This window comes from Microbacterium shaanxiense, from assembly GCF_054779995.1.
Genome location: NZ_BAAGXE010000001.1, coordinates 350,759 through 375,404 on the forward strand (window position 1 = coordinate 350,759; position 24,646 = coordinate 375,404).

Here is a 24,646-nt window from a genome sequence, read left to right on the forward strand (position 1 = left end):
GAGGAGCGCTCCTTTGAGCAGAGCGGTTTCTCGTGTACGTCATCCGGTTAGCGTGACTTCTGATCACGAACGGGCGCATCAGCGCCTGACGGAAGGACACCAACGATGGCGAATCTCGCGGCGGTCATGCCCACGCTCGGAGCGATCGAGCTGCAGGAGGTGCCGCTTCCTGATCCGCTTCCCGGTCAAGCGATCGTCAGAGTCGAAGCCGTGGGCATCTGCGGCTCGGACACGGCGTACTACCGGGTCGGCTACATCGGTGACTGGAAGGTGACGGGACCGATCATCCTCGGTCACGAGGCATCCGGAACGGTTGTCGCGACCGGTGACGGCGTGACGAATGTCGCGACCGGCGACCGTGTCGCCATCGAACCGGGCACGCCGTGCCGCAACTGCGAGGAGTGCCTGGCCGGCAGGTATCACCTGTGCCCGGACTTCATCTTCCTCGCCACTCCGCCGTATGACGGCGCGCTCGTGCAGAATCTCGCGATCGATGCGCGCAATCTGTTCGCGATCCCCGACTCGATGTCTTTCGAGGCCGCGGCGCTGTGCGAGCCGCTCTCCGTCGGCCTCTGGGCGTGCCGGCGCGCCGGGCTCCTCCCCGGTGATCGCGTGCGTGTGACGGGGGCCGGCCCGGTCGGCATCCTCGCAGCTCAGGTCGCGCGCGCCGAAGGCGCAGCCGACGTCGTCGTCTCCGACATCTCCGACTTCCGTCTCAGCGTCGCCGAGAAGCTCGGCTTCCGCACAGAGAGGGCAGGAGCTCTGCCGGAGGGTCCAGGTCATGAGGACGCCGATGTTCTCCTCGAGTGCTCCGGTGCGCCCGGCGCTCTCGCTGCAGGACTCTGGCGCCTGCGCAACGGCGGGAGGGCAGCGATGGTGGGACTGCCGAAGCAGGACGTCGCACTGGCATTGTCCCGACTGAACGTCAAGGAGATCTCGATCTCCCTCGTGAATCGCTATGCGCATACCTGGCCGACCGCCATTGCGTTCGTGGCGAGCGGACGAGTCGATGTGGAATCACTCGTCACGCACCGTTTCGAGCTCGCCGACGCCGAGGCAGCGCTCACTCTGGCCGCAGACGTACCCGATTCGCTGAAAGCGGTCGTCTACCCCAACGGCATCCCGACTCGCTGATGTCCTCCGCAACCGTCACGCCTCCCGAGGCGCCGCTTCGCGTGTCTTCGAAGCGGAGTTCGCCCGCCATCCGGCGCCGCCGGCGCCGTGGGTACGCCCTCTTCGCGCTGTTCGCATTCCCCAACCTCGCTCTGATCGCGGTGTTCGCCTATTGGCCGATCATCGAGAACCTCTATCTCAGCCTCACCAGCTGGGACTTCATCTCACCGGAGCCGTTCTTCGTCGGCTTCTCGAACTACACGGCGCTGTTCGCCTCGGAGTCCTTCCAGCACGTGCTGTGGATCACCGTCGTGTGGGTCGTGGTCGTGGTCGGGGTCAGTCTGGTGCTCGGCCTCGGCCTGGCCGCGTTGTTCTCCATGAAGCTGCCGGGCACGACGGCGGTGACAGGCATCGTCTTCGCACCTCACGTGATCTCCGGCGCCGCGATCGCTGCGGTGTGGCTGTTCATCTTCGATCAGAACTACGGCCTCGCCAGAGTCGCCTTCAACATGTTCGGGCTGGACTCCCCGGCCTGGACGACGGATGCGAACTGGGCGCTGGCTGCGCTGCTCATCGTGTCGATCTGGAAGGGCGTCGGCTTCGTCGCGATCGTCTACCTCGCCGCCATGCAGGGGCTCCCGTCCGAAGTCCTCGAGGCCGCGCGTATCGACGGGGCGAACCGGTGGCAGACGTTCTGCAGGATCACGCTGCCCCTGCTCTCGCCGACGACGTTCTTCCTGGTCATCACCCAGACGATCAGCGCGTTCCAGGCGTTCGACATCATCGCGGTGATGACGGGCGGCGGCCCGGCATCCGCGACCACGACGCTCAGCTGGTTCATCTACGACCAGGCGTTCCAACGGTCGAACGTCGGGTACTCGGCAGCAGCGGGAACAGTCATGTTCGTGATCCTCATGGTCATCACTGCGCTGCAATTCAAGTTCATCGAGAAGAAGGTGCACTACTGATGGCCGCGATCATGACTGCACTTCGGGACCAGCCCGCCAAGGACGACACCGTGCCTGCGGACGCTATGACGACCCGTGATCGCAGGCGGCATCGCAGGAAGGCGAATCTGGCGCGAACGTGGTGGGGGTACCTGCTGCTGATCGCCGCGGGTCTGGCCTTCGTCCTCCCTCTCTACATCCTCGTCACGACGGCCTTCAAGACCAACGGCGAGATCTACACCTGGCCCATGAAGTGGCTGCCCACCCAGTTCACCTGGGACAACCTCGTCGCCGCGTGGGAGCTCGCGCCGTTCGACGCCTTCATCACGAACTCGGTGGTCGTCACGGTCATCGGTGCGACCGCGAAGATCGTGCTCGCGGCGTTCACGGCGTACGCCTTCGCGTATCTGCCGTTCCCCGGCAAGAATGTGCTGTTCCTCGTGATGCTCGGCGCCCTGATGGTTCCCGGACACGTCACGCTGCTGGTGAACTACATCACCATCGGGAACATGGGGCTGATCAACACCTACGCAGGGTTGATCCTGCCCGGAGTGGCATCCGCATTCGGAACCTTCCTGCTGCGCCAGCACTTCCTGTCGCTGCCGAAGGAGGTGTTCGAGGCCGCGGAAGTCGACGGAGCAGGACACCTGCGAAAACTGTTCTCCTTCGCACTTCCGATGTCGATCCCGGCCGTGGCGACGGTCGGACTGATCGCGGTGATCGATGAGTGGAACAACTTCGTGTGGCCGCTCATCATCACCAACTCGGTCAATATGCGCACTCTCCCGATCGGCCTCATGTATCTGAAGGCGAACGACGGCCTCACCTCGTGGGGCGTGCTGATGTCGGGCACGCTCGTGGTCGTGCTGCCCATGCTCGTGGTCTTCCTCTTCGCGCAGCGCTTCATCGTCACCGGACTCACGGGCGCAGCAGCCGGAAGCGGCCGCTGACGCCCCACGCCTGCAACCTTCCCCACCCCATATAAGGAGAATCATGCACCTGTTCGATCGGCAGCCTGCGCCGCGCAGCGGACTCGCCTCTCTCAACGTCACTCGGCGTCAAGTGCTCGCCGGGGGCCTGCTCGCGGCGAGCGCGCCCCTGCTGGCAGGGTGCTTCAACGGCGGCGGCGGCGGAACCGTGTACGGTCAGCCCAGCGGTGACACGCCCAAGCAGTACAAGGATCGTCAGCGCGTCGTGATGTGGAGTCCGTTCACAGCGCACAACGCCGAGATCCTTCAGGCGAACATCGACGCCTTCAACGAGTCGCAGGAAGCGATCTTCTGCGAGGTGCAGATCTTCGAGGGCTACGACAAGGTCGAATCGAAGCTCGCGGCGAGTCTTCAGGCCAAGCAGGTGCCGGATCTGTCGGTGATGAGCGACATCGTCTGGAACCGCTTCTACCTCAACGACGCCCTCGAGCCGCTCTCCGGCTATTTCGACGACTCGTTCGGGACGGATTCCTTCCATGAGCAGTTCCTCAAGGAGGGCACGCTCAAGGACAAGATCTGGTGGGTGCCGTTCGGGCGCTCGACACCGCTGTTCTACTTCAACCGCGACATCTTCGCCGAGGTGGGGCTGCCCGACCGTTCCCCCAAGACGTACTCCGAGTACCGGGAGTGGGGCAAGGCACTCGCCGGATACTCGCGCAACGGGACGAAGGTGGCGATGCGCGGGTACACCGGGAACGACGACTGGTACTTCCAGGGCTCGTCATGGGCGTTCGGCGGGGGCTACTCGGACGGGCTGGACATGAGGTTCACATCGGAGGGGACGGTCAACGCCCTGGAGTTCGACCGCGCGTTCATCCACGACGACAAATCCGGATACCTCTCGGCGGACCCCGGTGGCGACTTCATCGCCGGCGCGACCGCGTCGATCACCGAGTCGACCGGGGCTCTGACCGGAATCGCAGCATCGGCCGATTTCGAGTTCGGTTGCGGCTTCCTCCCCAAGGAGGACGGCACCGGCGTTCCGACGGGCGGGGGAGGGCTGTCGATTCTCGGCTACGCCTCGGATGACCGGAAGAAGGCGGCCTGGGAGGTGCTGAAGTTCCTCTCCTCGGGCGATGCGGCGATCGAATGGACGCTCGGCACCGGCTACATGCCCACCACGAAGGCGGCGTTGGAGTCGGAGAAGGTCAAGGCCAAGGCGGATGAGAACCCGAACTATCAGGTCGCGATCGACCAGTTGGAGATCGCTCAGGGCCCGGACGTCGTGCGCAAGTTCGTGCCGGAGGCTGTGCCGGAGATGAAGGGAGCGATCCAGGCGGTCTACTCAGGGAACGCCGACGCGGAGAAGACGCTCAAGACGGTGCAGGCAAACCTCGAGCCCGCACTCGAGAAGGTCCGCGCGAAGTACGACGCGAAGGTGGGTGCCTGATGAGCCTGCTCGTCGTCGGACATCGCGGTGCGATGGCCCATCTGCCGGAGAACAGCCTGGCGTCATACGCGCTCGCCGAGGAGATCGGCGTCGACGAGATCGAGCTCGACGTGCGCCTCAGCAAGGACGAGCAGCTGTTCCTGCTTCATGATGCGACGCTGGACCGCACGGCCGGCGATGACTCGGCACGGCGCCTCGGGCCGGCGGCAGAGCTCACGCTCGAGCAATTGCAGCGGGCCACGCTCGATTCGGGCAGGGGAGTGGTGACGCTCGCAGAGATGTATGACGCGACGCGCACGTTCATCCAGCTCGAGATCAAGGATCCGGCCGTCGTGCCTCATCTCGCCCGATTCTTCGAAGAACGTCCTGAGGATGCTGCGCGCACGGTGCTCACGGGATTCGATGCGGATGCCGTGCGTCACGCCGCCGAGGCGATGCCGCACATCGGTCGACAGATCATCGTCACCGAGCTGGTCAAGGCGGAGGAGTACGAGGGCGGACTCTGGGCGCTCCTCGATCATGCGAAGGTCACGCGCTTCGCGAGCGGATTCGCCGGGCTCACACGCGAACTCGTCGAGCAGCTTCATGCGCGCGACATCGAGGTGCACGTGTGGCCGATGCGAACGATCGAGCAGATGCGCGAGGCACTCCGCCTGGGCGTCGACGGCGCCACGTCGGATGATCCGGCGCAGGCCATCGCATGGCGCGACCAGGTGCTCGCTGAGGAGGGTGCGACCGCGCGTTGAGGTGGATGAATGGGGTGGGCGCCGGGCGGCTCCCGCCCCATTCGCATCGAGTCAGTCGTCGTCGTCCGTGCCGGAGATCACTGATTCGACCCCGTCGATCTCGGAGAGCTGACCGACCAACGCAGGAAACTCGGAGAGGTCGCCGGTGAAGCGGAGCGTCAGCTCACGCAGCTTCGACTCGTCGTCGCTGCTCGCCTCCTCCAGTGCCGAGTGGTATCCCTGACGAGCCGACATCTCCAGCACCTGCCTCAGGACGTTGTTACCGCGGCGATAACGGATCGTGAGGACGGGATCGGGAATGTCGGGGCTGATGAGCCTTCCGACGAACGTGAGCACGCCGACCGTCAGCAGATGCAGCGCCGTGGCCGCTACGGCGATGATCGGCATACCTGCACCGCATGCCATGCCGATCGCGGCGGTCACCCAGATCGACGCCGCAGTCGTCAGGCCGCTGACCGCGCCCCGTCGCACGAAGATCACGCCGGCGCCGAGGAATCCGATGCCGGAGACTATCTGCGCGGCGATGCGCGACGGATCGAGGATCACTTCAGCGCCGACGACGTTGCTGAAGCCGTACGCCGAGACGAGTGTGAAGACTGCAGAGCCGAGTCCGACCAGAGTGTGCGTGCGCAAACCGGCGCTCTTCAGCTTGCGTTGACGCTCGACGCCGATGATCGCCGAGAGCACGAAGGCGACGGCCAGCAATGCGATCTCAGTGAGCGTGGTCTCGGAGTACAGCTCGATGAGCATGAAGAACCTTCAGTCGAGTCGCACGAGCAGTCGATCGCCCGTGCTTTCGATGCGGACGGCCTCCAGAGTGTCCACGACGACGTGTGCGCATTCCTCCAGCTGCTCGCGCGTGTCGGTGCCGAGTATGCCGATCACCAGACATCCGGCGGCCGCCGCCGAGGTCGCACCGGCCACGGTGTCCTCGAACGCGACCACGACGCCGACGTGCCCCCGCTGGGCGAGCTGCTGGATGCCGAGCAGGAACGGTTCTGCCGCTGGTTTGCTCTGCGTGACGTCGTCGCCGGTCACTCTGAACGCCGGCGCGGTGAGCTCGGTGGCTCCGAGACGGGCCACGGCCACATCTCGCGCCGCAGAGGTCACGACGCCCCAGCGCCCGTCGGGCAGGGCAGCGAGCAGCCGCTGCGCCCCGGGGAGGGAGGTGAGCTTCTGCCCGGGTCGCGCCTCGATCGCTGCGAGCCGTGCCACTGCCCGTTCATGTGCGGAGCCGGAGATCCCGGATGCCAGGACGACGGCCCCCGCGGTCTTGCCGTGCATGGTCGAAGACGGGACGGGGACGCCGTGCTCCGCTGCCCAGATCCGCCAGGCACTCTCGACGGCGGCGATCGAATCGACGATCGTGCCGTCCATATCGAACAGCGCGCCACCGATCAGGATCGGTTCTCCCCGCTTCAAAGCGGCAGCGAGAGTGGTGAGGCGATTCATGCAGCATCCGTTCCTGTCGTGGCCGACGTGGTGCCGACAACGTCACCAGGCTATGGTGAAACGCTCATAAGTCGTCCTAGAGTGCACTTATGAGCAAGTCGCTGCCCCTGGATCAGCAGGTACTCCACGTCTATGTCGCGCTGCAGAACCTCGCGCACGGGCGCGCCGTCAACGACATCGCCGACGAGATCGGACGCTCCCGATTCGCGACCGCGCGCATGGTGCGCAGGGCACGCGAACTCGGCCTGGTCGAAGTGCGCGCGACGGTCGCAGACCCTGTCGATGTGGAGCTCTCAGCGCGACTCGCGCAGCGGTTCGGTCTGCGGTCCGCACTCGTCGTGGCGACCTATTCGACCAACGAGCTGAAGGTGCGCGAGGCGATCGCCGCGGTCACGGCCCGTGTCATCGTCGAGACCATCGAGGAGGACGATGTCGTGGGCTTCACGCCTGGGCGGACCCTCGTGCTCGCTTCTCGTGCGATCGCGCAGCTTCCCTGCGCCGACGTCGTGCAGCTCACCGGCATCGGACTGCCCCGACTCGAAGACGGCGTCGAGGTGATCTCCAACGTCGGCCGCGCAGCCGGCGGCGCGACCTATCCGCTCTACGCGCCGATCCTGATCGAGCCCGAGGCCCGCGCGATCCTCAAGCATCCGGTGATACAGCACACGCTCGCCCGTTTCGACCACGTGACGAAGGCGTTCCTCACCATCGGCGGATGGCCGAGCGCCTCACTGCTGGCGCAGCACCTCACCGAGACGGGGGAGCTGGACGGCCTCGCGGAGAAGGGGGTCATCGCCGAGTACGGGACATCATTGCTCGATGAGACCGGTCGCACAGTACCCGGGCTGGAGGGCCGATTCGTCGGCATCGCGGAGGAGCAGCTGCGTGACATCGGTCTGAAGGTCGCGATCGGCGGTGGCGAGGGTAAAGAACGCGCTGTCAGCGCCGTGCTGCGCTCCGGAATGGCGGACATCATCATCACGGACGTGCGCTCAGCGCAGCTCGCCCTCCAGGACTGACCCGCATGTGAACGACGGATGCCGCGCACTAGACTGACGGTGGATCGACGACGCTCCACCACAAACCCTTTCCCTGAGCAAGGAGCACATACGTGGCACTCATCGAGGCTGTAGGCGCACGCGAGATTCTGGATTCACGCGGCAACCCGACCGTCGAGGTGGAGGTGCTCCTCGACGACGGAATCGTCCAGCGTGCAGCCGTCCCCTCCGGCGCATCCACCGGCGCATTCGAGGCATATGAACTGCGCGACGGCGACAAGAGCCGTTACGGCGGCAAGGGCGTGCTGAAGGCCGTCGACGCCATCATCGACGAGCTCGGCCCGGCACTGGAGGGCGTCGAGGCGAGCGAGCAGCGCATCGTCGACGAGATCCTCAACGAGACCGACGGTACAGAGAACAAGCAGCGCACCGGCGCCAACGCCATCCTCGGCGTCAGCCTGGCCGTCGCGAAGGCCGCGGCCGACAGCGCCGACCTCCCGCTGTTCCGCTACCTCGGCGGTTCGAACGCGCACGTTCTGCCCGTCCCGCTGTTCAACGTCATCAACGGCGGCTCGCACGCCGACAACGGCATCGACATGCAGGAGTTCTTCCTCGCCCCGATCGGCGCGGAGACCTACAGCGAGGCGCTGCGCTGGGGCGTGGAGACCTACCACGTGCTCAAGGGCGAGCTGAAGGCGGCGGGCTTCGCCACCGGACTCGGCGACGAGGGCGGCTTCGCCCCCGATCTGCCCAGCAACCGTGACGGCCTCGAGTTCCTCATCAAGGCGATCGAGAAGGCCGGATTCACCCCCGGCACCGACATCGCCCTTGGCCTGGATGCTGCAGCCACCGAGTTCTACAACGACGGCGTCTACCGCCTCGACAACAAGGACTGGGACGCCGCGGCACTCACCGAGTACTACGTGGGCCTCGTGAACGACTTCCCGATCATCACGATCGAGGACGGCCTCGCCGAGGACGACTGGGACGGCTGGAAGGGTCTCACCGACGCGCTGGGCTCGAAGCTGCAGCTCGTCGGCGACGACCTGTTCGTCACCAACCCGGCCCGCCTGGCCGACGGCATCAAGCGCGGCGTCGCGAACTCGCTGCTCGTGAAGGTCAACCAGATCGGCACGCTGACCGAGACGTTCGATGCCGTCAGCCTCGCCCACCGCTCGGGGTACACCGCGATGCTCTCGCACCGCTCAGGAGAGACCGAGGACACGACGATCGCCGACCTCGTGGTGGCGACGAACTCCGGTCAGATCAAGGCTGGTGCGCCTGCTCGCAGCGAGCGCGTCGCGAAGTACAATCAGCTTCTGCGCATCGAAGAGGAGCTCGGCGACGCCGCGGTGTTCGCGGGTCGCTCGGCGTTCCCGCGTCTGCAGGGCTGATCGCCTGAGGGCTGAGCGCGACTGAGACGGAATCACGGAGGGGGAGTCATGGCGAGACGTCCGACTCCCCCTTCCGCATCCCGACCGAACGCGCGGCCCGTCCCGAGCGCGGCGAAACCGCGCTCGTCCCGAACATCCCGGACGGCAGCCCGTGAGGTCGACGTACGCGAGTGGGCGTCCGGCATCCGTCTGTCCGGATTCATGGTCATCATGCTCTCGCTCGTCGTGCTCGGCGCTTGGGTGCTGGTGCCGACGCTCGGCACGTACATCGATCAGCGGCAGAAGATCGCTGCGCTCGAGGCCTCGGTGAAGGTGAGCGCGGAAGAGATCGAGGCGCTCGAGCAGGAGCAGGAGCGCTGGGAGGACCCGGCCTACATCACCACCCAGGCACGCGAGCGCCTCTACTACGTCAAGCCGGGCGAGGTCGTCTACCTCGTGGACAACGACCTCGACCCCGCGTCCCTGCCACAGGAGCAGACGCCGGTGAGCGACGAGCTCGAGAAGACACCCGCCGATTGGATGCCGCAGCTTCTGCGCACGATCGCGGGGGCAGGGCTCGCTCAGAACGCCACGTCCGGCGAATGACAGACCCGCCAACGGGCGGTCACTGAGGGATCGCTCAGGCTCTCCTCCCGTAGGCTGGGCAGGTGCCGACTCCGCCCTTCGCTCCGCCCACACCTGCCGAGATCGACGTCGTATCCGCGCAGCTGGGTCGTCCTGCACGCGGCGTGGTCGGTGTCGCGGCGCGGTGCGTGTGCGGAAACCCCACCGTGGTGGCGACGAGCCCGCGTCTGCCGGACGGCTCACCGTTCCCGACCTTCTACTATCTGACCCATCCCGCGGCGACCGCGGCGATGTCGACGCTCGAGGCCACCCAGGTGATGCCGGAGCTCGCAGCGCTGCTGGAGGACGAGGACGTCGCAGCGTCGTACTCGGCAGCGCACGAGGCGTATATCGCCGACCGCGCGCAGTTCGGTGACGTCGCAGAGATCGCCGGCATCTCAGCAGGCGGCATGCCCACGCGGGTGAAGTGCCTGCATGCCCTGGCCGGTCATGCGCTCGCAGCCGGTCCCGGCGTCAATCCGATCGGAGACGTCGCACTCGCACGTTCCTCCTGGTCTCCCGAGCGGTGCCAGTGCGAAGTCCCCGGAGCTGCGACCGCATGAAGGTGAAGACGATGCTGCGCAGCACCGTCGCACTCGCGGCGGTGGCGGCATCCGTTCTGCTCACCGGCGCGACGGCGACTCCGACCCCGACGCCGACTCCAGGGCCCGTTCCGGACAATCCGAGCGATCCGGTACGGGCCTCGGAGTACTGGCTGGACGGGGCAGGCATCCGCGAGGCGTGGAAGACCACGCGCGGTGAAGGAGTGACGATCGCGATCATCGACACCGGCATCGGCAAGGTGCCCTCGGTGTTCGGCGACGCCGTCGTGGACGGCACCGACGTCTCGGGCAGCGGCACTCCTGACGGGCGAACCCCCGTCGGAGCCATCGACAGCGATCACGGCTCCTGGGTCGCGTCGCTCGCTGCCGGTCGTGGCAAGGCAGACGGCACCGGAATGATCGGCGTGGCGCCGGAGGCGGAGCTGCTGTCGGTCTCGGTCGGATTCGGCGCCGCAGCGGCGGTGCCGTTCGTCGAGCAGGTGCCGGAGGCCATCCGATGGTCGGTCGACCACGGCGCCGACATCATCAACATGTCCTTCACGACGAACACCCTCGATTGGGACAAGAGCTGGGACGATGCCTTCCTCTATGCCTTCGAGCACGACGTCGTCGTCGTGGTCGCCGCAGGCAACCGGGGCAGCGGCACCGATGTCATCGGAGCGCCGGCCACCATCCCCGGGGTGCTCACGGTCGGCGGCGTGGATCAGACGGGCACTGCCAGCATCGAGGCATCGACGCAGGGGATCACGATCGGCATCTCGGCACCCAGCGAGGGACTGCGCGGCGTCTCCGCCGACGGCGAGGTGATCCAGTGGCGCGGCACGAGCGGCGCGTCACCCATCGTCGCCGGAGCTGCTGCGCTGATCCGCGCGGCGCACCCCGATCTGGATGCCGCGAACGTGATCAACCGGATCATCCAGACGGCGCTGCCGGTGCCGGGAGTGACGGAGGCGCCCGACCCGCAGTACGGGTACGGGCTTCTGGACGCGTCTGCGGCGATCGCAGCATCCGTGCCCCTCGTCGATGAGAACCCCATGGGCGATCTTGCGGAGTGGGTGCGTCTTTATCGTCGTGCCGATGCGGAGCCGGCTCCCGAGCCCGAGGTCACGCCGGTCGAGATCGCCCCGCTGCCTGCGGCGGATCCGCCGACCGAACCGGGTTCTCCGCTGCTTCCGAGCGCCGATTCACTGCGATACGGCACGCTGCCGCTCATCGCACTCACCGTCCCTGGTATTCTTATCGCGCTAGGCGTCACCGCTGCTGCCCGGCGCATCCGATCGGCGCGCAAGCAAAGCACGCCAGCACCCTGACTAGGAGTTGTCCCTCTGTGCCTGAGAACAGCACTGTGCCCAAGATTCTGATCGTCGGTGGCGGCTACGCGGGCTTCTATACGGCTTGGAAGCTCGAGAAGCACCTCCGTAAGAACGAAGCCGATGTGACCATGGTCGATCCGCTGCCGTACATGACGTACCAGCCGTTCCTTCCAGAGGTCGCGGCCGGCTCGATCGAAGCACGTCACGCGGTCGTCGCGCACCGTCGCCACCTGAAGCGGACCCATGTCCTCACCGCGAAGGTGACGGGCATCGACCACGCGAACAAGGTCGCGACCATCACTCCTCCGGTCGGTGACCCCTACGAGTTCGCGTACGACCAGATCGTGGTCACCGCTGGTGCGGTCTCGCGCACGTTCCCGATTCCGGGGATCGCCGACAACGCGATCGGCCTGAAGACGATCGAAGAGGCCGTCGCAGTGCGCGACAAGCTGATGTCGAACTTCGACAAGGCTGCTGCGCTGCCGGCCGGTCCCGAACGCGACCGCCTGCTCACCACCGTCGTCGTCGGCGGTGGCTTCGCCGGCATCGAGGTGTTCGCCGAGCTTCGTTCGCTCGCCTCGTCGCTGCTGTCGAAGTATCCGCAGCTGCGCTTCGAGGACACCCACTTCCACCTCATCGAGGCCATGGGGCGCATCATGCCCGAGGTCTCGCTGAAGACGAGCGAATGGGTGCTGAAGGACCTCGCCAAGCGCGGGGCCAACGTGCACCTCGACACGCAGGTGCAGGGAGCAGTCGACGGCAACGTCGCCATCTCCACCGGCGAGGTCATCCCGACCGACCTGATCGTCTGGACCGCCGGTGTCATGGCCAACCCGACGGTGGTGCGCGGTGGCGACCTCCCCGTGGAGGAGCGCGGACGCATTCAGACCCGCGCAGACCTGCGCGTCGGCACGGCGGAGGAGTTCGTCGAAGGCGCATGGGCCGCCGGTGACGTCTCGGCCGTCCCCGACCTGTCCGGCGGTGGAGTCGGCGGTTACTGCGTGCCGAACGCTCAGCACGCGGTGCGTCAGGCGAAGCTGCTCGCGAAGAACCTCACTGCCGTCCTGCGCGGCGAGGAGACCAAGGACTACTTCCACAAGAACCTGGGTGCGGTCGCCGGCCTCGGCCTCTACAACGGCGTGTTCCAGTCGGGCAATCTCGCGCTCAAGGGCTTCGTGGCGTGGATCGCGCACCGCGGCTACCACGGGCTCGCTATGCCCACGTGGGAGCGCAAGTGGCGTGTGCTGTGGGACTGGTGGAACAACCTGTGGCTGGGCCGTGACCTGGTGAACCTGCAGACCGTGCAGAACCCTCGTTACGTCTTCGAGGAGTTCGCCGCACGTCCGCGTCCCGCGGCGGATGCTGCGCCCGCTGCTGCTGCGAAGCCTGCTGCTGCTGCGAAGCCTGCCGATGCGAAGCCCGCTGCCGAGCCCGCAGACGACAAGACCGAGAAGGCGGCTCCTGCGAAGAAGCCCGCTGCGAAGAAGCCCGCCACGACCAAGGCGTCGGCGAAGTAACGGGCGACTGCCGCTTCCGCATCCGGCCCATGCCGCGCATCACGCCGCGACATGGGTCGGTTGCGTTTCCATCCCGCGGCGGCCGTGCACGCGGGGTGTCGCGACCTGAGCCGCTGAGAAGTGCCCCCACTGGGACTCGAACCCAGACTGAAGCGATTTTAAGTCGCCTGCCTCTGCCATTGGGCTATGGGGGCCCGCATTCACAGCCTAGCTTCGCGGTCACGGGCGAGACGACGTCATAGGGTGGGGGAGTGCTCGACCTCACTGCTGACCTGAGCCGTACCGCCCCGCGCCCTCGCGACTGGGAGAACCCGGCGTCGTGGTGGCCCAGGCTGTCGGAAGCGACCTCGGATCTTCCGGCACCCGTCGCCGTGATCGACCTCGACGCGCTGCGCCACAATGCGATGGATCTGCTCGTGCGCGCCGGGGGGATCCCGATCCGTGTCGCCTCGAAATCAGTGCGCGTGCGCGCCGTGCTCGACGCGGTGCTGCGCATCCCCGGGTTCCGCGGCATCCTCGCCTTCACGCTCGCAGAAGCGCTGTGGCTCGCAGAGACCCACGATGACATCGTGCTCGGCTATCCGAGCGTCGACCGGGCGAGCCTCGAGAAGCTGGTGCACGACGACGAGGCCGCTTCGCGCATCACGATCATGGTGGACGACCTCGCCCATCTCGACCTGATCGACGCCATCGCGCCGCCGGGGAGGCGCGCGACGGTGCGGGTGGCGATAGACGCCGACGCCTCGTGGCGGTCGGCCGCCCTCGGACACATCGGCGTGCGACGCTCCCCGCTGTTCACCGCGGCCGATGTGGCCGGGGTCGCCCGAGCGATCTCTCGTCGACCGGGGTTCCGCGTCGTCGGGCTGCAGATGTACGAGGCGCAGATCGCGGGCCAGGGGGACAACGGCTCGGATGCGCCGTTGATACGGATGGTGCAGGCGCGCTCGCGCGCCGATCTCCGCACCCGACGTGCGGAGATCGCAGACGCCCTCACCTCCATCGCACCGCTCGAGTTCATCAACGGCGGCGGGACAGGGTCGCTGGAGTTCACCGGCAGTGATGAGTCGGTGACCGAGGCATCGGCCGGCAGCGGGCTGCTCGCGGGGCATCTGTTCGACGGGTACCGCTCCTTCCGCCCTGCGCCCGCGAGCGCGTTCGCCTTCGACGTCGTCCGTCGACCGGCTGCCGACATCGCCACGGTGCTCGGCGGCGGCTGGATAGCGTCCGGCCCTGCCATCGGTTCGCGCCAACCGCGTGCGGTCTGGCCGCAGGGCCTGCGGACGATGCCGCGCGAGGCCGCAGGGGAGGTGCAGACCCCTCTGCAGGGGACAGCGGCGCGAACGCTCGAGATCGGTGACCGCGTCTGGTTCCGCCATGCGAAGAGCGGTGAGCCGGCCGAGCGCATCGACGCGTACCATCTGGTCGCCGGGACAGAGGTGACCGATGAGCTGCTCACGTACCGCGGTGAGGGAAAGGCGTTCCTATGACCCGCCCCGGCGGCACGTGGCAGAACTGGGCGCGCTCGGCGAAGGTCAGACCGGCCAGCGTCGAGCGTCCTCGCACTCCGGAGGGCGTGCAGCGCGCCGTGCAGGCGGCGATGGCCCACCGACTCCCGATCAAGGCCGTCGGCGCCGGTCACAGCTTCACCGGAATCGCGGTCGCTCCCGGGGTGCTCCTCGAACTCGACGACATGCAGGGACTGGTGTCGGTCGACAGCGATCGCGCACGCGTGACGCTGCTCGCCGGCACCCGGCTGCACCGGATCCCTCGTCTGCTCGCTCCGCTCGGACTCGCCATGGAGAACCTCGGCGACATCGACCGTCAGTCGATCGCCGGGGCGATCTCGTCCGGCACTCATGGCACGGGGGCGCGATTCGGCGGACTCGCGACGCAGGTCGTCGGCGCGACGCTGATCACCGCTGACGGCGAGTTCCTCAGGGTGAGCGACACCGAGAACGCAGAGCTGCTTCCGGCTGTCGCTCTCGGACTGGGCGCGCTCGGCATCCTCGTCGATGTGACGCTGCAGTGCGTCCCCGCGTTCGTGATGCATGCCGTCGACGAGCCGGCTCCGCTCGAGGAGGTGCTGTCGACGCTCGATGAGCGGGTCTCGGCATCCGATCATTTCGAGTTCTACTGGTTCCCGCACACGGAGGTCGCTCTCACGAAGCGGCAGACCCGGTTGCCGGAGTCGACGCCGCGCAGGCCGCTGCCTGCAGCGGGCAGGTGGGTCGACGAGACCCTGCTCTCCAACGGCGTGTACCGGATGGTGTGCGCCGCCGGTCAGGTCGTCCCGGTCATCACCCCGCCGTTCAACCGCCTCGCGGTGAAGTTGACGGGAGACAGGGAGTACATCGACAGATCGCATCGCGTGCTCACTCAGAGCCGGAAGGTGCGATTCCGTGAGATGGAGTACGCACTGCCGGTCGAGAACGTCCTTCCCGCCTTCCAGGCGCTTCGACGGCTGATCGCGGACCGCCGCTGGAGGATCGAGTTCCCCGTCGAGGTGCGCTTCGCCGCCGCCGACGATCGCTGGCTCTCCACCGCCTACGAGCGTGCGAGCGGATACATCGCGGTGCACCGCTATTGGCGCGCCGAGCCCACCGCGTACTTCGAGGCGGTCGAACGCATCTGCCTCGAGTACGGCGGACGGCCGCACTGGGGGAAACTGCACACGCTGGACGCGGCGCGCCTGCGCGAGCGCTACCCGCGATTCGACGACTTCGTCGCGCTGCGCGATCGACTGGATCCGGAGCGGCGGTTCGCGAACAGATATCTCGACCGCGTGCTCGGACAGTGACGCGTCGCCCAGTTCACGCGCAGGCGCCGTGGTTAGTATGAATAAAACTCATGAAGGGGGTCATGTGCCATGGAATGGCTCATTCCAGTTCTGATCGTCGTCGCCGTACTGGTGCTCATCGGCATCTACTTCTGGGCGACCTACAACTCCCTCGTGCAACTGAACGTCCGCGTCGACGAGGCGTGGAGCGGCATCACGGTGCAGCTCAAGAGACGCGCCGATCTGATCCCCAACCTCATCGAGACGGTCAAGGGGTACGCGTCGCATGAGAAGGCCGTCTTCGAGAACGTCACCCGTGCGCGGGCGGAGACCCTGTCCGCGACGAGCCCCGGTGAGGCCGGAATCGCCGAGGGCCATCTGCAGCAGGCGCTGAAGAGCCTGTTCGCGGTCGCTGAGGCGTACCCGCAGCTGCAGGCGAGCCAGAACTTCCTTCAGGTGCAGCACGCCCTCGTCGACACCGAGGACAAGATCCAGGCGGCCAGACGCTTCTACAACGGCGGCGTGCGCGAACTGAACACCAAGATCAAGGTGTTCCCGAACAACCTGTTCGCACGAGGCCTCGGCTTCACCGAGCGGGAGTTCTTCGAGGTCGCCGACAACGCGGCGATCTCCGAGCCTCCGCGCGTGCAGTTCTGACGCGTCACCAGACGCTCAGCACGATGTCGTCGCCGGTGAATGTCACGTCGCCGCGCACGCTCCAGTCAGTCGTCCGATAGGTCAGCGACTTCGCCGATCCGTCGGGAGCGGTTCCTGCGACGGTGGCGACGAGGACGCCGCCGTCGGCATGGAACTCCGTCGGGGAGAGCACGATCTCCGGTGACTTCTCGATGCGATAGCGGATCCCGCTCACCGCGGCGAGATCGGCCGCCCAGGGGATCACGATGCCGCACGACGACGGAGTGCGCGCAGCGGGCGCGGTGCAGGTCTCGAGATGGTCGTCGAGCTGCGCCTGAGCGGATGCGGTGGCCGCCGGGCGGAGGGCGGCCTCGATGTCGACCTCCTGCGCGCTGCCTGGGTGCACCTCGATCGTCGCGCCCCCGTCGAGGAACTCCGCAGGCGCCGCCGCCACCTCGTACGCAGCGGGGAGCAGTGCGGCCCCTTCGGCCGGCAGCATGATGTCGCCGATGCTGACCGGCACGGCGAATCGCACCGAGCCGAGACCGGTCGCGGCGTCGGGCACCCAGCGTCCGTCGCGCTGCGCGAACTTCAGAGTGCTCTCCTGCCGCGTCCCTGCGAGTTCGTAGGACACGATTACGACCGCGGTGTGCTCGTCCGCGGTCGATGACTCGATCGCGCCGGCCGAGAGATGCTCGTCCGCGTCGACGAACGCGGCTGCCGCCGTCTCCGGCACGTCGAGTCCGGTGGCCTCCACCGCCGCGACATCGCCGTCGGCCAATGCGTGCAGGTACGCCAGCGCCTGATCGTGGGCGCTGGCTCGCGGCGCCAGCACCCACAGGAGAACGACTGCGGCCACGACCGCGACTGCCGCGACCGCCCCGATCGTGATCCACAGCGCGCGCCTGCTCACACCCGCTGCCTCACGCCGACTCCTGACGCGCGTGCACATGACGCAGGATGCCGCCGCGTTCGACGTGCAGGGCGCCCGCGACGGCATCTGCGGCATCACCCCAGCCGGAGACCGAGACGTTCTCCAGGCCCTGCCACGACGCGGCCAGCGCGAGTTCACGGGCGATCGGCTCTGCGTCTTCTGCGCGTGCCTGCGGCTCCCACCACGCCGACTGCACCTGCAGCGTGGACGATGCCCTGTCGGCCTTCAGATCGACGCGCGCGACGATGCGGTCGCCCACCAGCACTGGCAGCGAATAGTAGCCGTAGCGCCGTTTGTGCGCGGGCACGTAGATCTCGATGCGATAGTCGAGGTCGAATGCGCGCAGCGCGCGCTCACGGAACCAGACCACCGGATCGAACGGGGTCAGGATGGCCGCCGCATCGATCCGGCGGGGGAGCACGGTGTCGCGGTGCAGCCATGCGGGCACCGGACGGCCGCCGCGTTCCCATCCGCGCACCTGCACGGGCCGCAGTTCACCGCCGTCGACGAGATCGTCGATCGCCCGCCGGATGGCCGCACGATCGCGGATGCGGTAATAGTCGGCGAGATCGGATTCGGTCGCCACACCGGAGGAGGCCGCGGCGCGTCGGACGAGCTCATGGATCGCGTCCTCGCGCGGCACGACCCGCTCTCGCACCTCGGTCGGGATCACCTGCTCTTCCAGTGCGTATTGCCGCTCGAACCCGCGACGACCGCTGATGGCGACATCTCCGGTGCGCCACAGATGCTCGAGAGCGAGCTTCACATCGTCCCAGTCCCACCATGTGCCGCGCTCGCGCGGTGCATCCGCTCGCAACTGCGCCGGTCGCAACGGACCTCGAGTGCGCAGCTCGTCCTTCACCCACGCGATCGTGCGGGCGTTCTGACTCAGCCACGAGTCGGGATCGCGCTCCCAGCGGTTACGGAACGTTTCCATACGGAACCGCCACAGCGACCAGTCGTCGACCGGCACGAACGTCGCCTCATGCGCGAGGTACTCGACGTAGTGGGTGGTGCGCGAGAAGCAGACCCGATCGAGCAATGCCGGATCATAGGAGCCGAGCCGGGAGAACAGCGGCAGGTAGTGGCTGCGCGCGAACACGTTGACTGAATCTATCTGCAGCACCCCGAGCTGCTGCATCGTGCGATGCACGTGACGGGCCGAGACGACCGCAGTCGGGCGGCGCCGGGTGAACCCCTGAGCAGCCAGGGCGATGCGTCGAGCCTGGACGGCGCTGAGAGTCTCGGTCACGTCGTCAGCGTATCGTCCGCCTCCGACATGGACGACGACCCCTCGCAGCATCCGCCCAGCCCCGCAACTAGACTTACGCCATGACGGATGAGCAGCGCCCTCGCAAGCGTGATCTTCTGTGGGGTCGCATGCCGACAGACCGCACGGTGACGACGGAGGCAGACAACGCCGTACCGCTCTCGTTGCGCGTCGCGGCCGGTTACGCGTGGAGACTGCTGCTGATCGCGGCGGCCGCCGGCGTGATCATCTGGCTCGTGATCCAGCTCAAGCTGCTCGTGATCCCGCTGCTGATCGGCATCCTCATCACGGCACTGCTGTGGCCGGTGTTCGAGCTCATGCTGCGCAACCGCTTCCCACGGTGGCTCGCGATCACCATCGTGCTCATCGGCACCCTCGCGATCGTCGCCGGACTGCTGTGGCTGGTCGGATGGCAGGTGGCGCGCGAGTGGCCGTCGGTTCAGAAGAGCACCGTGCAGGCTCTCGAGGAGTTCCAGCAATACCTGATGGAAGGGCCTCTGCACCTGTCCGCGGGCCAGATCCAGGACTACATCGATCAGGGCTTCGCGCTGATCCAGGAGCAGGCGCAACTGCTCTGGTCGGGTGCCCTGGCCATCGGGTCGACGGCAGGCCACGTGGTAGTCGGCATGCTGCTGACGATCTTCATCCTGATCTGCCTGCTCGCCGACGGCGCGGGCATCTGGCGCTGGACGACGAAGCTCTTCCCTCGCGACGCTCGACCGGCCGTCGACGCGGCGGCCCGCAACGGGTGGCGCACGGTCGTCAGCTACGCCAAGACGCAGCTGCTGGTCGCCACGATCGACTCGATCGGCATCGGCATCGGCGCCTTCCTGCTCGGGGTTCCCCTGGCGATCCCGGTGGCCGTGCTCGTCTTCCTCGGCGCATTCATCCCGATCGTCGGTGCGGTTGCCACCGGCGCCGTCGCCGTCTTCCTCGCGCTGGTCTACAACGACCCGCTCAACGCGTTCTGGATGCTGGTCGTCGTGATCGGCGTGCAGCAGGTCGAAGGACACATCCTGCAGCCGATCCTGATGGGATCCGCCGTCAAGGTGCACCCGCTCGCCGTCGTCCTCGTGGTCGCCGGCGGCTCGATGATCGCGGGCATCCCCGGCGCTCTGTTCGCGGTGCCGCTCGCGGCGTTCGTGAACGTCGTGGCGGTGACGCTCAGCAGCGGTTCGTGGAAGACCGGCAGGCAGCCTGCCGGTGACCTGATCTGGAGTACAGTGCCGCGCGAGCGGCGACGGAGGAATACATGAGTGCAGTCCCCAGTCTGGCCGAGTTCGAGGAAGCCGCACGGGGGCTGGAGCGAGTGATCTCGCACACGCCGACGCTGCCGTCCAGGGCACTGTCCGACATCCTCGGTGAGCCCGTGGTGCTGAAGATGGAGAACCTCCAGCGCACCGGCTCGTTCAAGATCCGCGGTGCTGCGTACCGGCTCTCGCGCCTCACCGCGGAAGAACGCGCGCGGGGGGTGGTCGCGGCATCCGCGGGGAACCACGCTCAGGGCGTCGCGCTCGCCGCTCAGGCCCTCGGCATCCCGGCCACCATCTTCATGCCGCTCGGGGTTCCGGTCCCGAAGCTGCTCGCGACGCGCGGCTACGGCGCCGAGGTCGTGCTGGAAGGCGAGACCGTCGCGACGTCGCTGCGCCTTGCCGCCGAGTTCGCGGAGCGCACCGGTGCGGTGATGATCCACCCCTTCGACCACCGCGACGTCGTGGTCGGCCAGGGAACGCTGGGCCTCGAGCTGATCGCCGACGCCCCCGACGTCGACACGATCCTCGTGGGGATCGGCGGCGGCGGCCTGATCGCCGGTGTGGCGGCTGCGGCGAAGGCGGCCGCAGCGCAGGCGGGGCGCACTCTTCGAGTGATCGGTGTGCAGGCCGAGAACGCCGCAGCGATGCCTCCCTCGCTCGCCGAAGGGCATCCTGTCGAGATCGAGACGCATCCGACCATCGCGGACGGCATCCTGGTCGCCAAGCCAGGGGTCGTGCCTTTCGAGATCATCCAGGATCTCGTCGACGAGGTCGTCACGGTCACCGACGATGACATCGCCCGCGCGATCCTCGTGCTGCTGGAGCAGGCGAAGGTCGTCGTGGAACCGGCGGGTGCGGTCGGCGTGGCGGCCATCCTCGCCGGCAAGGTCTCCGGCACGGGCAAGACCATGGCCGTGCTGTCCGGCGGAAACATCGACCCGCTGCTGCTGCAGCGCGTCGTGTCGCACGGGCTCGCGGCATCCGGCCGTTATCTGACCATCCGCATCCCGTTGCCCGATCGCCCAGGTCAGCTCGCCAGAGTGTCAGAGCTCGTCTCGCAGGCCGGCGCGAACGTCATGGAGGTCATGCACACCCGCCACGGCCAGGGCCTGCAGATCAGCGAGGTGATCCTGCAGATGAGCATCGAGACCAGGGGAGCCGAGCACACCGAGCTCACCCTCGACACGCTGCGTCAGGCCGGCTACGACCCGATGGTCGTGCCGGACTGATCGCGAGCGGGGGCGCCGGGCTCAGCCTGCGTAGGTCTCGACGTTCGTGATCTCCACCGAGATCGACTTGCCGTTAGGAGCTTCGTAGCTGGTCTTCTCGCCGACCTTCAGGCCGAGGATCGCCTGACCGAGCGGGCTGGCCTCGCTGTATACGTCGACATCGCTTCCGGATGCCGCGATCTCGCGGCTGCCGAGCAGGAAGACCTCTTCGCCACCGGCGACGAGCGCCGTCACGACGGTTCCGGGCTCGACGATGCCGCGGCTGACCACGGCCTCGCCGACCTTCGCCGTCTTCAGAAGCTGCTCGAGCGTGCGGATGCGCGCCTCCTGCTTGCCCTGCTCGTCCTTCGCGGCGTGGTAGCCGCCGTTCTCCTTGAGGTCGCCCTCTTCACGGGCGGCTTCGATGCGCTTCGCGATCTCGTCGCGGCCGGTCGTGGACAGCATCTCGAGCTCAGCGACGAGCCGATCGTAGGCCTCTTGCGTGAGGAAGGGTACCTGAGCGTCTGTGGACACAGCGTGCTCCTTAGTCGAACGCCCTTCAGGGCGGTGTTGTCGAACGCCCTCGAGGGCGCGGGGGATATGCCAAGACGCCCCGGCAATTGGCCAGGGCGTCGGTCGTCTCACGGGAGTCTATGCGACCCAGCAGGAGTTCACCAAACCTGTCGTGGCTTCCGCGACGGTGGGCATGGTGGCTGTCAGCTGCTGCATGTGGCCGCCCGAGGCGGGGATCTCGACGATCTTCCAGCCGACCACACCGAACTCCTCGTCGAGCGCTTCGACGGCGCAGGCGAGGTCTCGTCCCTGCGGTGCGGTGACCTGGAAACGCACGGTGACGGTGTGCTCGTCGACGAGTTCGAAGCTCAGATCATCGGCGTCCACGGAGTTCATCGACTGCGCGATGGTCATCCATGACGCGACGATCACGACCACGAGAGCGATCGCCCCGCCGATGATCCACGACGTCCGCGTGCGGCGTCCGCGGCCGTATCGTTCGTCGAGCTCGAGTGCAGTCGTCACGGGTGGGGGCTTTCGGTCGTTAGGCTTGTGGTTCCAGGTTATGCGACCTGCGCAGGAAAGGCGGACACATGATCGTGCTGTTCGGAACTGAGACTCCGATTCCGACGCCGACGATGACCGTCGACCCCAATTCCGTCACGCCGGGACCCGCCGGATTCCTCGTGATCGTGCTGGTCGTGGTCGCGGTCGTGCTGCTGATCTGGGACATGAATCGCCGCATCCGCCGCGTGCGCTATCGCGAAGAGGTGCGCGAGGAGCTCGACGCCGAGGAGGCCGCGGCCAAGGATGCGCCCGCCTCGGATGCCGGCACCGCCGCGGATGCGGACGATGACGGCGACTCGGCATCAGGGAAGCACGAGCCCGGGCGCTGAGACCTGCTCAGTGCATGGTCATGCCGCCGGTGACATTGAGTCCCTGCCCGGTCATGTAGCCCGCCAGATCACTGGCGAGGAAGAGCGCGACGCCTGCGACGTCGTGCACGGTGCCGGTGCGCCCGAGCGGCACCTGCGAGCGGTCCTCGGCGGCCACTTCTTCGGCGGTCATGCCGCGGATCGCACCGCCCTCGATGCGCTCACGGTGCTTCATCGGCGTCTCGATGATGCCGGGGCAGATCGCGTTCACCGTGATACCGCGCGGTGCGAGCTCGACGGCCATGGTCTTCGTGACGCCCAGCACCGCGTGCTTGGAGGCGACGTACGCCGTCATGCCGCGATAGCCGTTCTTGCCGGCCTGCGAGGAGATGAAGATGATCCGGCCGGAGGTGCGGGCCTCGACGAGCCTGCGCGCGACGCCGCGGGCGACGAGGAACGACCCCTTCGCGTTGACGTCGATGTTGCGGTCCCATTCGGCGCTCGTGGTCTCGACGGCGAAACCGATGGTCGAGGTGCCCGCCGCCGTCACGACGACGTCGATCGTTCCCACCGCGGCGGCGACGGCATCCAGAACGCTCTCCACGGCGCTCTCATCGCTGACGTCGAGCCGGACGGACCACGCGCGCTCACCGGTCTGATTGAGACCTTCAGGCGCACTCAGGTCGGCGCTGACCACCGTCGCGCCCTCGCCGAGGAACGCGTCGACGATGCCTGCGCCGATGCCGCTGCCCCCACCGGTGACGAACACCACTCGCGAGCGGAGCTCGTCGAACATCACACTCCCACGCGCTCGAACGCGTCGAGGCTGATGCCCTGTTCGAGGATGTGCTTGGACCACTCCCGTGCGCTGTGCAGACTGTGGTCGCGGTAGTTGCCGCAGCTGACCGCGTCGACACCGGGCACGTCGTCCCACGTGATGTCCTCGGCGATCGCCGTGAGGCCGACACGAACGGCCGCGACGACCGCCGCGACGCTCGGCTCGCCCCATGTGATCAGGTGGAAGCCCGTGCGGCAGCCGAACGGCGAGATGTCGATGACGCCCTCGAGGTGGTCGCGCAGCAGACCGGCGAGCACATGCTCGATGGTGTGCAGACCAGCCGTGGGGATCTCGCCCTCGTTCGGCTGCACGAAGCGCACGTCGAAGTTCGAGATCGCATCGCCCTTGGGGCCGTGCTCGGTCTGGATCAGACGCACGTACGGGGCGCGGACAGCGGTGTGATCGAGTGTGAAGCTCTCGACCTCGGCCATGGGATCTCCTTCGTCGTTGCGGTGTTCAGTACTACTTCTATCAGCCGGGAAGGTGCTGTCAGCCGGGAAGGCCGAGCGACGGCGAGTACGGCGCGATCGAGATCAGCAGGCACGCCGCCCAGTGGCACAGGAAGGCCAGCACGGTGCACAGGTGGAAGATCTCGTGGAATCCGAAATGGCCCGGCCACGGGTTGGGCTTCTTCAGCGCGTACACGATGGCTCCACCGGTGTAGAGCAGACCGCCCACGCACACCAGCACCATCATCGCGACGTTCGCGTTCAGCAGGTCGACCATGTACATCACGGCCGCCCATCCGAGCACGAGGTACAGCGCGACGTACAGCCACCGCGGGGCGTTGATCCAGAACACCCGGAAGAGGATGCCGAGCAGCGCCCCGCTCCACACCAGGATCAGCAGGAGGGCGCCCTTCTCCGGCAGCAGGGCGTTCACGGCGAGCGGAGTGTAGGTTCCCGCGATCAGGAGCAGGATGTTCGCATGGTCGATGCGCTTGAGCACCAGTTTGGTCTTCGGACCCCAGTTGATGCGGTGATACAGCGCGGAGTTGCCGAACAGCAGCAGAGAACTCGCCATGAAGACGGCGGAGGCCCACTTCGCGGGGGCGCCTTCCGACAGCACGATCAGGACGATGCCGGCGGCGATCGCGACAGGGAACGTCCCGGCGTGCAGCCATCCACGCCAGGTCGGTTTGATCTCGACGACGGCGTCTTCGGTGGCGGCCTTCAGCAGGGGAAGCTTTGGGACCGGGACGGCGTTCGTCTCTGGGTTGGTCACGTGCTCACTCTAAGCCGCGGCGCATTCCGTTGGCTGTACATATCGGCGTCCACGGCCTGCTCACACGGTGAGCACGGACGCTCGCGATAACGTA

At 67.2% G+C, this 24,646-nt stretch carries 26 protein-coding genes and 1 tRNA gene; 17 read left to right on the plus strand and 10 right to left on the minus strand.

Translation table 11 applies throughout. The annotated features are described in order from the left end of the window. Window positions 1-105: 105 nt before the first annotated feature. Genes ACYVG2_RS01545 through ACYVG2_RS01565 form a run of 5 tightly spaced genes read left to right on the plus strand, consistent with a single transcriptional unit; the run spans window position 106 to window position 5,185 of the window. Window positions 106-1,134 (plus strand): NAD(P)-dependent alcohol dehydrogenase, encoded by a 1,029-nt coding sequence (locus ACYVG2_RS01545; protein ID WP_460779374.1) that lies wholly within the window; start codon window positions 106-108, stop codon window positions 1,132-1,134. A gap of 41 nt (window positions 1,135-1,175) precedes the next feature. Beyond that, complete coding sequence (locus ACYVG2_RS01550; protein WP_441896674.1) at window positions 1,176-2,081, plus strand: carbohydrate ABC transporter permease; 906 nt, start codon at window positions 1,176-1,178, stop codon at window positions 2,079-2,081. Between the two features lie 11 nt (window positions 2,082-2,092). Then, window positions 2,093-3,010, plus strand: coding sequence for a carbohydrate ABC transporter permease (locus ACYVG2_RS01555; RefSeq protein WP_460779375.1), 918 nt, complete (start codon window positions 2,093-2,095; stop codon window positions 3,008-3,010). A gap of 43 nt (window positions 3,011-3,053) precedes the next feature. Continuing rightward, window positions 3,054-4,439 (plus strand): ABC transporter substrate-binding protein, encoded by a 1,386-nt coding sequence (locus tag ACYVG2_RS01560; RefSeq protein ID WP_460779376.1) that lies wholly within the window; start codon window positions 3,054-3,056, stop codon window positions 4,437-4,439. Beyond that, window positions 4,439-5,185: a glycerophosphodiester phosphodiesterase gene (locus tag ACYVG2_RS01565; protein WP_460779378.1), complete on the plus strand. Its 747-nt coding sequence runs from the start codon at window positions 4,439-4,441 to the stop codon at window positions 5,183-5,185. The genes ACYVG2_RS01560 and ACYVG2_RS01565 overlap by 1 nt, the downstream gene beginning before the upstream one ends. A 51-nt stretch (window positions 5,186-5,236) precedes the next feature. Here the strand turns inward: ACYVG2_RS01565 and ACYVG2_RS01570 are convergent, their stop codons facing one another. Beyond that, the gene (locus tag ACYVG2_RS01570; protein WP_460779379.1) at window positions 5,237-5,935 is read right to left on the minus strand and encodes an MgtC/SapB family protein; all 699 of its coding nucleotides are present in this window, start codon (window positions 5,933-5,935) and stop codon (window positions 5,237-5,239) included. A 9-nt stretch (window positions 5,936-5,944) separates the two neighbouring features. Continuing rightward, window positions 5,945-6,637, minus strand: coding sequence for an HAD-IA family hydrolase (locus tag ACYVG2_RS01575; RefSeq protein WP_460779380.1), 693 nt, complete (start codon window positions 6,635-6,637; stop codon window positions 5,945-5,947). An 89-nt stretch (window positions 6,638-6,726) separates the two neighbouring features. Between ACYVG2_RS01575 and ACYVG2_RS01580 the strand changes: the two genes are divergently transcribed. The 6 genes from ACYVG2_RS01580 (at window position 6,727) to ACYVG2_RS01605 (ending at window position 13,025) form a co-directional block, all read left to right on the plus strand. Beyond that, on the plus strand, window positions 6,727-7,656 hold the full coding sequence (locus ACYVG2_RS01580; RefSeq protein WP_460779381.1) for a sugar-binding transcriptional regulator: 930 nt from the start codon (window positions 6,727-6,729) through the stop codon (window positions 7,654-7,656). A 92-nt stretch (window positions 7,657-7,748) separates the two neighbouring features. Further along, complete coding sequence (gene eno, locus ACYVG2_RS01585) at window positions 7,749-9,029, plus strand: phosphopyruvate hydratase (RefSeq protein WP_448965100.1); 1,281 nt, start codon at window positions 7,749-7,751, stop codon at window positions 9,027-9,029. Between the two features lie 48 nt (window positions 9,030-9,077). Beyond that, the gene (locus ACYVG2_RS01590; protein ID WP_460779382.1) at window positions 9,078-9,614 is read left to right on the plus strand and encodes an FtsB family cell division protein; all 537 of its coding nucleotides are present in this window, start codon (window positions 9,078-9,080) and stop codon (window positions 9,612-9,614) included. Between the two features lie 62 nt (window positions 9,615-9,676). Beyond that, on the plus strand, window positions 9,677-10,195 hold the full coding sequence (locus ACYVG2_RS01595) for a DUF501 domain-containing protein (RefSeq protein ID WP_460779383.1): 519 nt from the start codon (window positions 9,677-9,679) through the stop codon (window positions 10,193-10,195). After that, window positions 10,192-11,505, plus strand: coding sequence for a S8 family serine peptidase (locus ACYVG2_RS01600; protein ID WP_460779384.1), 1,314 nt, complete (start codon window positions 10,192-10,194; stop codon window positions 11,503-11,505). Before ACYVG2_RS01595 ends, ACYVG2_RS01600 begins: the two co-directional genes overlap by 4 nt. A 35-nt stretch (window positions 11,506-11,540) precedes the next feature. Continuing rightward, on the plus strand, window positions 11,541-13,025 hold the full coding sequence (locus ACYVG2_RS01605; protein ID WP_460779385.1) for an NAD(P)/FAD-dependent oxidoreductase: 1,485 nt from the start codon (window positions 11,541-11,543) through the stop codon (window positions 13,023-13,025). 121 nt (window positions 13,026-13,146) lie between these two features. Here the strand turns inward: ACYVG2_RS01605 and ACYVG2_RS01610 are convergent. Continuing rightward, window positions 13,147-13,219, minus strand: a tRNA-Leu gene (locus tag ACYVG2_RS01610). Window positions 13,220-13,276: 57 nt separating this feature from the next. Here ACYVG2_RS01610 and ACYVG2_RS01615 point away from each other — a divergent pair. The 3 genes from ACYVG2_RS01615 (at window position 13,277) to ACYVG2_RS01625 (ending at window position 16,458) form a co-directional block, all read left to right on the plus strand. After that, on the plus strand, window positions 13,277-14,512 hold the full coding sequence (locus ACYVG2_RS01615) for an alanine racemase (protein WP_460779386.1): 1,236 nt from the start codon (window positions 13,277-13,279) through the stop codon (window positions 14,510-14,512). Continuing rightward, window positions 14,509-15,822: a D-arabinono-1,4-lactone oxidase gene (locus tag ACYVG2_RS01620; RefSeq protein ID WP_460779387.1), complete on the plus strand. Its 1,314-nt coding sequence runs from the start codon at window positions 14,509-14,511 to the stop codon at window positions 15,820-15,822. The genes ACYVG2_RS01615 and ACYVG2_RS01620 overlap by 4 nt, the downstream gene beginning before the upstream one ends. Window positions 15,823-15,891: 69 nt before the next feature. Then, the gene (locus ACYVG2_RS01625) at window positions 15,892-16,458 is read left to right on the plus strand and encodes a LemA family protein (protein ID WP_206476778.1); all 567 of its coding nucleotides are present in this window, start codon (window positions 15,892-15,894) and stop codon (window positions 16,456-16,458) included. A 4-nt stretch (window positions 16,459-16,462) separates the two neighbouring features. Here ACYVG2_RS01625 and ACYVG2_RS01630 read toward each other — a convergent pair whose 3' ends face one another. Both ACYVG2_RS01630 and ACYVG2_RS01635 read right to left on the minus strand, forming a co-directional pair. Then, window positions 16,463-17,350, minus strand: a complete 888-nt coding sequence (locus tag ACYVG2_RS01630) for a hypothetical protein (RefSeq protein ID WP_460779388.1) — start codon at window positions 17,348-17,350, stop codon at window positions 16,463-16,465. 10 nt (window positions 17,351-17,360) lie between these two features. Further along, on the minus strand, window positions 17,361-18,623 hold the full coding sequence (locus tag ACYVG2_RS01635) for a winged helix-turn-helix domain-containing protein (protein ID WP_460779389.1): 1,263 nt from the start codon (window positions 18,621-18,623) through the stop codon (window positions 17,361-17,363). 80 nt (window positions 18,624-18,703) lie between these two features. Between ACYVG2_RS01635 and ACYVG2_RS01640 the strand changes: the two genes are divergently transcribed. Continuing rightward, entirely contained in the window at window positions 18,704-19,897 is a 1,194-nt protein-coding gene (locus tag ACYVG2_RS01640; protein WP_460779390.1) for an AI-2E family transporter, read from the plus strand. Then, window positions 19,894-21,123, plus strand: a complete 1,230-nt coding sequence (ilvA, locus tag ACYVG2_RS01645; RefSeq protein WP_460779391.1) for a threonine ammonia-lyase — start codon at window positions 19,894-19,896, stop codon at window positions 21,121-21,123. Before ACYVG2_RS01640 ends, ilvA begins: the two co-directional genes overlap by 4 nt. Before the next feature lie 21 nt (window positions 21,124-21,144). Here the strand turns inward: ilvA and greA are convergent, their stop codons facing one another. Together greA and ACYVG2_RS01655 are read right to left on the minus strand one after the other, a co-directional pair. Beyond that, window positions 21,145-21,636, minus strand: a complete 492-nt coding sequence (gene greA, locus ACYVG2_RS01650) for a transcription elongation factor GreA (RefSeq protein WP_448965087.1) — start codon at window positions 21,634-21,636, stop codon at window positions 21,145-21,147. A 117-nt stretch (window positions 21,637-21,753) separates the two neighbouring features. Beyond that, window positions 21,754-22,140, minus strand: coding sequence for a DUF4307 domain-containing protein (locus ACYVG2_RS01655; RefSeq protein WP_460779392.1), 387 nt, complete (start codon window positions 22,138-22,140; stop codon window positions 21,754-21,756). A gap of 68 nt (window positions 22,141-22,208) precedes the next feature. Here ACYVG2_RS01655 and ACYVG2_RS01660 point away from each other — a divergent pair, with 68 nt between their 5' ends. Next, window positions 22,209-22,511 carry a hypothetical protein gene (locus ACYVG2_RS01660; protein WP_460779393.1) on the plus strand — a complete coding sequence of 101 codons (303 nt, stop codon included), beginning with the start codon at window positions 22,209-22,211 and terminating at the stop codon, window positions 22,509-22,511. 7 nt (window positions 22,512-22,518) lie between these two features. Here the strand turns inward: ACYVG2_RS01660 and ACYVG2_RS01665 are convergent, their stop codons facing one another. The 3 genes from ACYVG2_RS01665 to trhA are packed head-to-tail and all read right to left on the minus strand — an operon-like array spanning window position 22,519 to window position 24,552. Further along, window positions 22,519-23,286: an SDR family NAD(P)-dependent oxidoreductase gene (locus ACYVG2_RS01665; protein WP_460779394.1), complete on the minus strand. Its 768-nt coding sequence runs from the start codon at window positions 23,284-23,286 to the stop codon at window positions 22,519-22,521. Beyond that, entirely contained in the window at window positions 23,286-23,759 is a 474-nt protein-coding gene (locus tag ACYVG2_RS01670) for an S-ribosylhomocysteine lyase (RefSeq protein WP_448965083.1), read from the minus strand. The genes ACYVG2_RS01665 and ACYVG2_RS01670 overlap by 1 nt, the downstream gene beginning before the upstream one ends. 58 nt (window positions 23,760-23,817) lie before the next feature. Then, window positions 23,818-24,552 carry a PAQR family membrane homeostasis protein TrhA gene (gene trhA, locus ACYVG2_RS01675; protein WP_460779395.1) on the minus strand — a complete coding sequence of 245 codons (735 nt, stop codon included), beginning with the start codon at window positions 24,550-24,552 and terminating at the stop codon, window positions 23,818-23,820. Between the last annotated feature and the right edge of the window lie 94 nt (window positions 24,553-24,646).